The sequence below is a fragment of the Hansschlegelia plantiphila genome, assembly GCF_027922265.1.
GTDB lineage: Bacteria > Pseudomonadota > Alphaproteobacteria > Rhizobiales > Methylopilaceae > Methylopila > Methylopila plantiphila.
In genome coordinates this window covers 212,272-223,880 of record NZ_BSFI01000008.1, presented here as the reverse complement: position 1 = coordinate 223,880, position 11,609 = coordinate 212,272, and the positions used below count along the sequence as shown (strand labels likewise).

General features: G+C 70.0%; 11 protein-coding genes and 1 tRNA gene. 6 read left to right on the top strand and 6 right to left on the bottom strand.

Annotated features, from left to right (window positions below):
* The first annotated feature begins 2 nt into the window (after positions 1-2).
* Positions 3-1,142 carry a cytochrome d ubiquinol oxidase subunit II gene (gene cydB, locus PKE75_RS10855; RefSeq protein WP_271168744.1) on the top strand — a complete coding sequence of 380 codons (1,140 nt, stop codon included), beginning with the start codon at positions 3-5 and terminating at the stop codon, positions 1,140-1,142.
* A gap of 12 nt (positions 1,143-1,154) precedes the next feature.
* Positions 1,155-1,259 (top strand): cytochrome bd-I oxidase subunit CydX, encoded by a 105-nt coding sequence (cydX, locus tag PKE75_RS10850; RefSeq protein WP_271168743.1) that lies wholly within the window; start codon positions 1,155-1,157, stop codon positions 1,257-1,259.
* Positions 1,260-1,334: 75 nt separating this feature from the next.
* Here cydX and PKE75_RS10845 read toward each other — a convergent pair whose 3' ends face one another.
* On the bottom strand, positions 1,335-2,177 hold the full coding sequence (locus PKE75_RS10845; protein ID WP_271168742.1) for a universal stress protein: 843 nt from the start codon (positions 2,175-2,177) through the stop codon (positions 1,335-1,337).
* 140 nt (positions 2,178-2,317) lie between these two features.
* Positions 2,318-2,394, bottom strand: a tRNA-Arg gene (locus tag PKE75_RS10840).
* A gap of 189 nt (positions 2,395-2,583) precedes the next feature.
* On the opposite strand from PKE75_RS10840, the gene PKE75_RS10835 reads away from it, so the two are divergent.
* A complete protein-coding gene (locus tag PKE75_RS10835) occupies positions 2,584-3,471 on the top strand; it encodes a cation diffusion facilitator family transporter (protein WP_271168741.1) in 888 nt (295 codons plus the stop codon).
* A gap of 21 nt (positions 3,472-3,492) precedes the next feature.
* On the opposite strand, the gene PKE75_RS10830 is transcribed toward PKE75_RS10835, so the two are convergent.
* Positions 3,493-4,803: an ATP-binding protein gene (locus tag PKE75_RS10830; protein WP_271168740.1), complete on the bottom strand. Its 1,311-nt coding sequence runs from the start codon at positions 4,801-4,803 to the stop codon at positions 3,493-3,495.
* 99 nt (positions 4,804-4,902) lie between these two features.
* Here PKE75_RS10830 and ppk2 point away from each other — a divergent pair, with 99 nt between their 5' ends.
* Positions 4,903-5,880: a polyphosphate kinase 2 gene (ppk2, locus tag PKE75_RS10825; protein ID WP_271168739.1), complete on the top strand. Its 978-nt coding sequence runs from the start codon at positions 4,903-4,905 to the stop codon at positions 5,878-5,880.
* 38 nt (positions 5,881-5,918) lie between these two features.
* Here ppk2 and PKE75_RS10820 read toward each other — a convergent pair whose 3' ends face one another.
* The 3 genes from PKE75_RS10820 to PKE75_RS10810 form a co-directional block, all read right to left on the bottom strand.
* Positions 5,919-6,800, bottom strand: coding sequence for an NAD(P)-dependent oxidoreductase (locus PKE75_RS10820; RefSeq protein ID WP_271168738.1), 882 nt, complete (start codon positions 6,798-6,800; stop codon positions 5,919-5,921).
* An 89-nt stretch (positions 6,801-6,889) separates the two neighbouring features.
* On the bottom strand, positions 6,890-8,356 hold the full coding sequence (locus tag PKE75_RS10815; protein WP_271168737.1) for a M48 family metalloprotease: 1,467 nt from the start codon (positions 8,354-8,356) through the stop codon (positions 6,890-6,892).
* On the bottom strand, positions 8,353-9,183 hold the full coding sequence (locus PKE75_RS10810) for a thermonuclease family protein (protein ID WP_271168736.1): 831 nt from the start codon (positions 9,181-9,183) through the stop codon (positions 8,353-8,355). The genes PKE75_RS10815 and PKE75_RS10810 overlap by 4 nt, the downstream gene beginning before the upstream one ends.
* Positions 9,184-9,444: 261 nt before the next feature.
* Here PKE75_RS10810 and pstS point away from each other — a divergent pair, with 261 nt between their 5' ends.
* Together pstS and pstC are read left to right on the top strand one after the other, a co-directional pair.
* A complete protein-coding gene (gene pstS / locus PKE75_RS10805; protein ID WP_428979132.1) occupies positions 9,445-10,491 on the top strand; it encodes a phosphate ABC transporter substrate-binding protein PstS in 1,047 nt (348 codons plus the stop codon).
* Positions 10,492-10,610: 119 nt separating this feature from the next.
* On the top strand, positions 10,611-11,606 hold the full coding sequence (pstC, locus tag PKE75_RS10800) for a phosphate ABC transporter permease subunit PstC (RefSeq protein WP_271168735.1): 996 nt from the start codon (positions 10,611-10,613) through the stop codon (positions 11,604-11,606).
* Positions 11,607-11,609: the final 3 nt, after the last annotated feature.

Here is an 11,609-nt window from a genome sequence, read left to right as displayed (position 1 = left end):
CGATGATCTTCGATTATGAACTCCTGCGCGTGATCTGGTGGATCCTGCTCGGCGCTCTCCTGATCGGCTTCGCCGTGATGGACGGCTTCGACCTCGGGGTGGCGACCCTGCTGCCCTTCGTCGCCCGCACCGACGCCGAGCGCCGGGTTGCGATCAACACGATCGGCCCGGTCTGGGAAGGCAACCAGGTCTGGCTCGTGCTCGGCGCCGGCGCGATCTTCGCGGCGTGGCCGGCGCTCTACGCGGTCGCGTTCTCGGGCTTCTATCTCGCCATGTTCATCGTGCTCTGCGCGCTGATCCTCAGGCCGGTCTCCATCAAGTTCCGGTCGAAGCTTCACGGACGGAGCTGGCGATCGTTCTGGGACTGGGCGCTGTTCGCCGGCGGCTTCGTCCCGGCGCTCATCTTCGGCGTGGCGGTCGGAAACGCCCTGCAGGGCGTGCCGTACCGTTTCGACGGCGAGTTGCGCATGACCTATGAAGGCGGCCTCTTCGGTCTCCTCAATCCGTTCGCGCTGCTCTGCGGTCTCGTCAGCGTCGCGATGCTCGCGATGCACGGCGGCTGCTATCTCGCGGTGAAGGCGGACGAGCCGGTGGCCTCGCGCGCGACGTTTGCGGCGCGCATCGCGGCGCTGCTCCTGATCGCGCTGTTCGTCGTCGGCGGCGTCTCTATGGCGATCGGGATCGACAGCTACCGCATCGTCAGCGCGATCGACGCTTCCGCGCCCTCGAACCCGCTGCTTAAGCAGGTCGAGGTGGTGACCGGCGGCGTGTTTTCGAACTACGCGCAGCATCTCTGGATGCTCGCGGCGCCCGCGCTCGGTTTCGCAGGGGCGGCGGCCGCCGCCGTTCTGCTCGGCCGCGCGCGTCCCGGCTCCGCCCTCGTCGCGAGCGGGCTCTCGGTCGCAGGCGTGGTCGCGACCGCGGGCGTCAGCCTGTTTCCGTTCCTGCTGCCGTCGTCGATCGCCCCGAGCCAGAGCCTGACCGTCTGGGACGCGTCGTCGAGCGAGACGACGCTCAAGATCATGCTGGCCGCCGTCGTGATCTTCCTGCCGCTCATCCTCGCCTACACCGCCTGGGTCTATCGCGTGCTTCGCGGCCGCGTGACCTTCGCGGCGCTCCGCGAGGACGTCAGCTCCTACTGAGAGGAAACCGCCATGTGGTACTTCGCCTGGATTCTCGGACTTGGTCTGGCGAGCTCTTTCGCCGTGCTCAACGCGATGTGGTTCGAGCTGCGCGCCGACGCGACGCCCGCACGGTAAAACGAAGCGCCGCCGACCGGTTTTCCGATCGGGGCGCTTGCAGCACAGGCCGAAGCCGCGCGGCGCGGCAGAAGCTCAATGCGACATGAACAGGCAGGCCCGGCTGCTCTCGAGCAGATCGCGGGTCGCGCCGCCGAAGAACCATTCGCGGGTGCGGCTATGGCCGTAGGCGCCGGAGACGATCAGGTCCGAGCCGATCTCCGCCGCGAAGTCGAGAATTCCGTCGGCGATCGAGGACATTTCGCCGGTCTGGACCGACGGCCGGCTTTGGACGCCGTGCCTGTTCAGCCAGTTCGACACGTCTTCCGCGCTCTCGTCGCGCAGCGAGCCGGAGGCGGTGACCACGACGACCTCGCTGGCGCGCTTCAGGATCGGCAGCGCGTCATGCACGGCGCGCCGGGCCTCGCGCGTGTCTTTCCACGCCACGACGACCTTCCGGGCGGAGAGGCGATCCGTCTCGGGCGGGACGATCAGCACCGGCCGGCCGCATTCCATCGCGACCAGACCGGGCCTGACCCCGAGCAGGGGGTCGCCCTGGTCATAGCTTGCGCTCCTGCCCACCACGACGAGGTCGGCGGCGCGCGCCTGCTCGATCAGGAAGTGGTCCGGCTGGGCGAGGGCGGATCGCCATTCGGCGTCGTTCCGCGCGCCGACGACGACGTCGAAGGTGCGCTTCGCCGCGGCGATGTCTCCGCTGACGCGCCGCCGCTCTTCGTCGGCCACGTCGCCGGCGACATTGGGCAGGCCCTCGGCGTAGACGGGCGACAGCCCCTGTTCGGCCGCGACGCCGATGAAGCGGGCGTCGAACGCGTCTGCAAGCGCGATCGCGAGGCGACCGCGGGCCTCGGCCCACGGACCGAGATCGAAATGCGTCATGACGCAGGCGAACCCTGCGTCGGAGGCCATGGGTCTGCTCATCATCCGTCTCCTTGCTCGGGACAGCCATGTTGAGCGCCGAGCGGGCGGCCACCTTGATCTCGGTCAAACAGCGCGGACGGCTCCGCGCGGTCCCCTGGAGACCAATGGCGCAGACGAGCCGGAAAGACGGACCGCGATGCTGGCGTCCCGGAAGGGATTCGAACCCCTGACCTACGGTTTAGGAAACCGTTGCTCTATCCTGCTGAGCTACCGGGACGCGCGGGGAGCAGAAGGAGCCGCAAAAGCGGCGTCGCGCAAGCCGAAAAAGCGATTCCGCGCAACCTCCCCCGCCCGTGGCTCGGGCGGCCGCTGCTACTGCCTCGCAGGTGCGAAGATAGCGGTTGCCCCGGAGGGCCGCGCTCGTTAGTCGCTCGCCCATCGAAGGCGGCGGGATCGGGGGCGCGGCATGGACGAAGGCGCACGACTCGCGCTCGCAAGCATCGCAGTCGGCCTGCTGGTGCTCGGCCTGAAGATCATGGCCTACGTGATGACGGGCTCGGTCGCGCTGTATTCGGACGCGGCCGAGAGCATCGTCAACGTCGCCGCCGCGGTCGGCGTGTTCCTGGCCGTGCGGCTCGCGGCCGCCCCGCCGGACCGCAACCATCCTTACGGCCACCACAAGGCGGAGTATGTCTCGGCGGTCGTCGAGGGCGTGCTGATCGTGATCGCGGCGGCGGCGATCCTGAACGAGGCCTGGACCGTCTTCCGCGCGCCGCGCGAGATCAGCCTGACGCCGGTCGGCGTCGGGGCGAACGTCGCGGCGAGCGTGATCAACGCGGTCTGGGGCCTTCTGCTGCTGCGGCGCGGCCGAGCGCTGAGGTCGCCGGCGATCGTCGCCGACGGCAAGCACCTCATGACGGACGTCGTGTCGTCGATCGGCGTGCTGGCGGGCCTCGCCGCGGCGCTGGCGTCCGGCGAGACGTGGCTCGACCCGGCGATCGCCTGCGCCGTCGCGCTCAATGTGCTGTGGTCGGGCGCGATGCTGGTGCGCGCGTCGGTCGGCGGCCTGATGGACGAAGCCGCCCCCGCGGAGACCGAGCGCCGCATCCGGGCGGCGATCGCGACCCACGCCGAAGGCGCGATCGAGGCCCACGATCTGCGGACCCGCCACGCCGGCCGGCTCACCTTCGTCGACTTCCATCTTGTGGTGGCCGGCGACATGCGGGTCGCGGAGGCCCACGACATCTGCGACCGCATCGAGCGCGCGCTGCTGGACCAGGACGCCGACATCGTCGTCACCATCCATGTCGAGCCCGAAGACAAGGCCAAGCACGCAGGGATCGTGGTGCTCTGAGCGCAAGCCCGGCGGCGCCTGTCATCCCGCCTGCTTGAGCACGACCTCGTCGGCCTCGGAGCCGGCCTCCTCGCGCTCCAGCGCGACCGTGAAAGTGGCGCCTTCGCCGGCCGCGCTCTCGATCAGCAGGCGCCCGCCGTGGCGTTGCAGGATGTGCTTCACCAGCGCGAGGCCAAGCCCGGTGCCGCCCTTGTCGCGGCTGTCGCTGGTGTCGACCCGGTAGAACCGCTCGGTGAGCCGCGGCACGTGCTCGCTCGCGATGCCCGGCCCGTGGTCGCGCACCACCAGCAAAGCGCCTTCGCGGCCCGGCGCGCCTCTGACGGTCACCTCGACCTTCTTGCCGGACTGGCCGTATTTGATGGCGTTCTCGATCAGGTTCTCCGCCACCCGGATCAGTTCGTCGCGGTCGCCCCGCACCAGGATCGGCTCGTCGCCGATCACCTCCATCTCGACGCCGCGCTCCGCCGCGAGCGGCTGCAGCGCGTCGACCACGCCGCGGGCGAGGCTCGACAGGTCGACAAGCGCGCTCGGGCGCACATGGGCCTTGAGCTCGATGCGCGACAGCGACAGCAGGTCGTCGATCAGCCGCGACATCCGGTTGGCCTGCGTCCGCATGATCGCGAGGAAGCGTTCGCGCGCGTCGACGTCGTTCTTCGCCGGACCCTGCAGCGTCTCGATGAAGCCGAGCAGCGAGGCGAGCGGCGTTCTGAGCTCGTGGCTGGCGTTCGCCACGAAGTCGGCACGCATCCGCTCCGAGCGCCGCTGCTCGGTGAGGTCGCGCAGGGCGACGATGATCGCCAGCGGGCCGTCGGGACCGACGCGCGCGGACGCGACATGCGCCTCGCGCCAGCGCTCGACCGGCACCCGCTCGGTGTAGAGCACCGTCTGCGGCCCGGCGCCGAGCGGGGCCGCGCGCACCGCGTCGAGCAGCTCCGGCGCGCGGACCGCGAAGGAGACGGGATCGCCCGCCCGGATATCGCCGAGCACGGCGTGCGCATGCCCGTTGAAGGCGAGCACCACGCCGCGGCGGTCGAGGATCATGACGGGGTCTGGCAGGCCGGAGAGGATGGCGAGGGTCTGGGGACCGACGACGTCGCGTGCGGTCGCGGCCCCTGCGAAGGACGCAAGCCGCCGCCTGCCGGGCGCAAAGAATGCGGCGAGCGCCACGAACAGCGCGGCGAGCGACGCCTCCCACGGACCGATCCGGCCTTCGAACGCGAAACTGACGAGCACGAGCGCGATCGCGGCCAAAGGCCAGCGCGCGGCCGCCACGCGTTCGAGGCGCCGTTCGGCGACGGCGGCGCGCTCCTCCCTGTCGACGGAATCGCTCATGGTATGGACATGCGCTCGCAAACGACGATGTGGCGGGAGGTCGACACTTCACGCGCCGTCCATGACAGCGCCACGACGCAGATCGAAGGACGGGACATAATGGCTCAGAAAGACGTTCCGGCGAAGCGCCGCCAAGAGAAGAGCGCCGCGGAAGCTTCCCCCGCCAGGGCCGACCCCACCGACGCGGTTGCGCCCGAGGGCATGGCGGACGCGCCGGTCGTGCGCATCGGCGGCGTCGACGTCGATCTCGACGATCGCGAACTGCCCAGGATCATCCGGCACGCGGCGTTCCGCAGCGGCGGCTACCCCTACGGCAAGAAGCTCGCCAACAAGGAAGGCGAGCGCATGCTGGCGCCGCTCCAGATCGAGCTGCTCAAGCTGCAGACCTGGGCGAAGAAGCAGGGCGAGCGCATCGTCATCGTGTTCGAGGGCCGCGACGGCGCCGGCAAGGGCGGCACCATCGACCGCATCACCCAGCACCTCAATCCGCGCAGCGTCCGCGTCGAGGCGCTGTCGAAGCCCTCATCGACCGAGATCGGGCAGTGGTACTTCCAGCGCTACGTCAGCTTGCTGCCCTCGGCCGGCGAGATCGTGCTGTTCGACCGCTCCTGGTACAACCGGGCCGGCGTCGAGCCGGTGATGGGATTTTCGACCCCGGCTGAGACCGCGCGCTTCCTCGACGAGGCGCCGACGCTCGAGAAGCTGCTGGTCGACGACGGGATCAGGCTGTTCAAGTTCTGGCTGACGATCGGCCGCGAGATGCAGATCACCCGGCTGCACGCCCGCCGGCATGATCCGCTGAAGCGCTGGAAGCTCTCGCCGATCGATTATGCGGGGCTGAACCTCTGGGACGCCTACACCGACGCCGCGGAGCGCATGCTGCGGGCGACCCACACGGAGGCGGCGCCCTGGACGGTGGTGAAGGCCAACGACAAGCAACGCCTGCGGCTCGCCTGCATCCGCCACGTCCTCCTGAACGTCCCCTACAAGGGCCGCGATCTCGCGGTCGTCGGCGGCAATGACGGGCGCATCGTCATGGACGCCGCGGCGTTCCTCGCCGAAGGCGGGGAGAGCTAGAGCGCCGCTGAAGGCGGATGGCTCGCCCCAAGCCCCGATCACCCCAGCTTGCGAGCGCTCCGGCGGAAGGCGCCGGCGGCGAGCGCCGACCAGTCCTTGGCGCCGTCGCCGGCCGCGATCGCCTCGATGAAGGCGTCCCTCAGCACGGAGGCGATCGGCAGCGGCGTGCTCTGCGCCTCCCCGGCGGCGAGCGCCAGGCGCACGTCCTTCAGGCCGAGCGGCAGCTTGAATCCCGCCGGCTCGAACCTGGCGTCTGCGATCAGCGCGGAATAGGTCTTGTAGGCCGGCGCCGCGAACAGGGTGCCCGTCATCACCTCGTAGAGCGCCGCGGGCTCGACGCCATAGGCGTCGGCCAGCGCGCCCGCCTCGCCCAGCGTCTCGATCATGCTGGCGAGCGAGAAATTCACCGCGAGCTTCACGACGTTGGCCCGGCTCGCCTTGTCGCCGAACGGCCAGACCTGCTTGGCGAACAGCTCGATCAGCGGCGTGACCTTGGCGACGGCCGCCGGATCGCCGGCGCAGAGCACGTTGAGCTGGCCGGCGGCGGCGACGTCCGGACGCCCGAGCACCGGGGCTGCGACGTAGGCGAGGCCCTTTTCGGCGTGCAGCGCCTCCATCCGGTCGGCGAAGGCGACGGAGACCGTGGACAGGTTGACGTGGACCACGCCCTTTCGCGCCGCGTCGAGCGCGCCGGAGGCGACGACGACCTCCTCGATCGTTTCGTCCTGCGCCAGCATCGAAAACACGATCTCGGCGTCGAAGGCGCCGCCCGGCGTGTCGGCGCGGCGCGCGCCCTCGGCGACCAGGGTCTCGACCGCCTGGGGCGAGCGGTTCCAGACCACGACGTCGTGGCCGCCCTTCAGCAGGTTGCGCGCAACCCCCGCGCCCATGGCGCCGAGGCCGATGATCCCGATCTGCATGCTTCAAGCCTTCCCTTGGTCTGGAGACTGCGGTCCGTCCCCCAACGCAGCGGCTCGGTGTCCCGGCCTTCCGGACCCGGCCGCCGTCCTTACTCGTCGATGACCTTGACCCGCGAACCGGGCGGCAGCGGCTCGCCGGGCCCTAGGCCGTTCAGCACGGAGAAGCGATCGACCGCGCGGTCGGACAGCGCCATGCGGTTGGCGAAAGTCGCCTCGGTGTCGCCGGGCTTGATCCTCACCACGTCGAGCTTCAGCGGCCGGGCGGCGTCGATCTCCTCCTGCGAGAGGCGGCGGAAGCTCATGATCGAGTCGCGGAATCCCTGGTCGATCTGGGGCGTGATCTCTCGGGTCGCAAAGATCAGGCGGTAGACGTCGGAGCCGTAATGGATCGCGGCGAAGCGGAAGGTCCACTCCTTGCCCTTCGCGACCAGCGTCACCGTCTCCATGCCGTTGACGTCGAGCGTCTCGACGGGTCCCGGCTCGGCGCCGTCGATCCAGTTTTCCTTGATGTAGCCTTCGAGGGTCTGGCCGGGGCTGAGCTTGGCCGCGTCCATGCGCAGCGCCCGTCCGTCGGAGGCGACGCCGAGCAGCGCGTCGGCGCCGTTCTCGAACACGAAGCCGTCCGGCGCGACGAAGCTGAAGCCGAGGCGCGGATGCAGGAAGCGCCGCCCCCGCGCGAAGCCCTGGCTCGGATCGTCGCCGTAGACCATGCCGTTGATGGCGTCGAGATAGGCGTCGCGGCCGCGCTCGCCGACGCCGGGAGCGCCGATCTGCCGGGCGCTCGCGACCGCAAGCTGCACGCGTTCGGGCGTCGAGGGGTGCGTCGCCATGAAGTCGAGGCCGGGCTGCGCCGGCTTCTGGCCGAGAGCGGCGCTCCTCAGTTCGGACTGCCGGCCCATCGACAGCAGGAAGCGCGAGGCGCCGTAGGGGTCGAAGCCGGCGCGCGCGATGGTCTGCACGCCGATCCGGTCGGCCTCGAGTTCCTGGGCGCGCGAGAAGCTGGCGAGCGACAGCTTTCCGCGGGCGAGCGCCACCGCCCCGCCCTGGCTGTCCTGCAGCACGTCGGAGACGATGCGGCTGACGAGCACCGCCTTGCGCTCCTCGTCGGCGCGCTGCAGGGCGTGGCGGGCGGAGACGTGCGCCATCTCATGCGCGATCACGGCCGCAAGCTCCGAGCTGTCGTTGGCGACCGCGAGCAGCCCGCGCGTGACGTAGAGGCTCCCGTTCGGCAGCGCGAAAGCGTTGACGAGCGGCGAGTTGAGCATGACCACCTTGTAGCGGAGGTCCGGCCGCTCGGACGCGGAGGCCAGCCGGTCGGCGATGCCGTTGAGGAAGGCCGTCAGATCGGGCTTGACGTAGATTCCGCCATAGGCGGCGGCGATCCGGGTCTGCTCCTCGCTCACCGCGGACGGCGGCGGGGGCGCGACCTTGGGGGCTTCCGCCGGAGCCAGCGGCGCCGTGGCGGGCTTGTCGGCGTTCAGGCTGCCGCAGCCCGCAAGCAGCGCGGCGGACAGCACGAGCGCGAGCGCCCGCCGGGCGATCGGGAAGGCGCTCATCTCGCGCCTCCCGGCGCGTCGATGCGGTCGATCTGGCCGGGCTCGGTCACCGTGATGGTCGGCCCGCGCCGCAGCTCCACGACGCCGCGCACCCTGAGCCGCGCGCCCGCCTTCACATTCAACGCATCGAGCCCGCCGAGCCTGCGCAGCGCCGCCTCCGACAGGGTCGCCGAGAGCGCATCGCGCCAACGGGCCCCGAAATTCACATAGAATCGTCCGGCCGCCTGCCTGACGCTCGCCACGCGGCCTTCCGCCACGACGAAACGCCCCGCCGCCGAAGACAGGCTCGCGCCGTCCTCCGCGTTGCGGACCTCGTAATACGGTTCCGACCACAAACCAAGGCGGCGGGCGATCGCCTGGCCCTCCGCCTCGCGCAGCGTTGCGCCGCAGTCACGCTCTTCTCCCGTCGTCCTCAACCAGCCCTGCGCGAGAAGCGCGACGGCCATGCCCGCATGGTCTGGCCCCTCGATCGGCGCGAGGAAGCCGACGAGCCGGCCATAGCGGTCGGTCGGGCGGCTCGCGAGGCGAAGCTCGAGCACCTGACCGCCGGCGGCGCTCTCCAGCGCTTCGCGGGAGGCGGCGTCGAGCGGCCATTCCTCGGGTTTGCGCCCGAGCGGCGTCTTGGGGGCGGACACGCCCGCAAGCCGCACCTCGCGGCCGTCGTCGAGCAGCACGGTGTCGCCGTCGATCGCCCGCTCGACCGCCACCGTCTCGGGCATGACCGCGAGCGCGCAAGGGGCGGCCGTCGCCCGGCCTGCGACGAGCGCGATCGCGACGGACAGCAGAAGGGCGGCGTGCGGAACCACGAAAGACCCTCGCGCCGACATGGTGGACGCCGGGTTAAGCGCGGCTGCGGCCGCGAAACAGGGAGAAGCGGCGGGAGCTTGGGCCCGCGCGCCGCGGATCTCTGCGGACGAGCGGTCCACCGACGCTGCATTTTCAGGGGTTTGCGGCGTCATGCGTCTGTCATGGCGACGTCATAGAAGAGCGGGGTGGGACGGGTAGACCATTCCCACCCTCGATCGCGCAGGACAAACCCACGCGGCCGTCGGACAAAGTCCTTTACGACGAACGCAAGGAAGCAGCCCGTGAAGCTCAACCGCATTCTCGCCATGGCGGCCGCAGCCGCGCTGATGGCGACGCCCGCGCTCGCGGCCGACATCTCCGGCGCCGGCGCGACCTTCCCGTACCCGATCTACGCCAAGTGGGCGGACTCCTATAAGAAGGAGACGGGCAACGGCCTGAACTACCAGTCCATCGGCTCAGGCGGCGGCATCAAGCAGATCCAGGCCAAGACCGTCACCTTCGGCGCGACCGACGCCCCGCTCAAGGGCGAGCAGCTGGAGAAGGACGGCCTGGTCCAGTTCCCGATGGTGATGGGCGGCATCGTCCCGGTCATCAACGTCGACGGCGTCGCCCCCGGCGAACTCACCCTCGACGGCCCGACGCTCGCCAAGATCTTTCTCGGCTCGATCACCAGCTGGGACGACGAGGCGATCAAGAAGCTGAACCCCTCCGCGAAGCTGCCTTCGAGCGCGATCGCCATCGTGCACCGCTCCGACGGCTCGGGCACGACCTTCAACTTCACCAACTACCTGTCGAAGGTCTCGCCGGACTGGAAGGACAAGGTCGGCTCCGCGACCGCGGTCGAATGGCCGACCGGCCTCGGCGGCAAGGGCAACGAGGGCGTCGCCAACTACGTCGCCCAGACCAAGGGCTCGATCGGCTACGTCGAATACGCCTACGCCAAGCAGAACAAGCTCTCCTACACGAAGATGATCAACAAGGACGGCAAGCCGGTCGCCCCTGTGACCCAGTCGTTCCAGGCTGCGGCGGCGAACGCCGACTGGTCCGGAACCCCGGGCTTCGGCGTGATCCTGACCGACGAGCCCGGCGCCGAAAGCTGGCCGATCACGGCGGCGACGTTCATCCTGATCCACAAGCAGCCGCAGGACCCGGTCGCCGCGACCGAGGCGCTGAAGTTCTTCGCCTGGGCCTACAAGTCCGGCGCCAAGACGGCCGAGGCGCTCGACTACATCCCGATGCCGGAGAAGGTCGTCGCCGAGATCCAGAGCGTGTGGGCCAAGGACATCAAGGGCCCAGACGGCAAGGCGCTCTATTCCACCACGAACTGAGCCGGCGACGTTCCCAGCCGACTCACGAAGGCGGAGGCGCGCGACCCGCGGCGCCTCCGCCGAACTCTCCGTCCCCTGCGCCGGCCACCGGCCTTCCGCCGCACCGAGACCTGTCCCGCATGACCGATGCGCCATTTGAAACAGCCGCCTCCTTCGCCGGGCTGGACGCCGCCCGCGCCGGGCGTCTCCGGTCGTTCCGCATCCGCGACGGCCTGTTCAGAAACCTGACCCTCGCCTCGGCGCTGCTGGTGCTCGCCATCCTCGGCGGCGTGATCCTCGCGCTGATCATCGGCTCCTCGCTCGCCTTCGAGACCTTCGGCTTCGGCTTCTTCGTCACCGAGAGCTGGAACCCGGTGACCGAGAAGTTCGGCGCGCTCTCGCCGATCTACGGCACGCTGGTGACGTCGCTGATCGCCATGCTGATCGCGGTTCCCGTCGGCCTCGGCATCGCGATCTTCCTGACCGAGCTCTGCCCGCCGGTTTTCCGCCGCCCGATCGGCGTCGCCATCGAGCTGCTCGCCGGCATCCCCTCGATCATCTACGGCATCTGGGGCCTGTTCGTGTTCGCGCCCATGCTGCAGAGCACGGTGCAGCCCTTCCTGATCGGGACGTTCGGCCATGTCCCGGTGCTCTCGACCCTGTTCGCCGGGCCGCCCTACGGCATCGGGATCCTGACCGCCGGCCTGATCCTCGCGATCATGGTCCTGCCCTTCGTCACCTCGATCTCCCGCGACGTGTTCGAGACGGTGCCGGTGGTGCTGAAGGAGGCGGCCTACGGCGTCGGATGCACCCGCTGGGAGGTCGTGCGCCGCATCGTCATCCCATACACCCGCGTCGGCGTGGTCGGCGGCGTGATGCTGGGGCTCGGCCGCGCGCTCGGCGAGACCATGGCGGTGACCTTCGTGATCGGCAACGCCCACCGGATATCGGGCTCCGTGCTGGCGCCCGGGACGACGATCTCGGCCTCGATCGCCAACGAATTCACCGAAGCCGTCGGCGACCTCTACACTTCGTCGCTGATCGCGCTCGGCCTCATCCTGTTCATCATCACCTTCTTCGTGCTCGCGATCGCCCGGCTCATGCTGATGCGGCTCGAGAGCCGGGCCGGAGCCTGACGC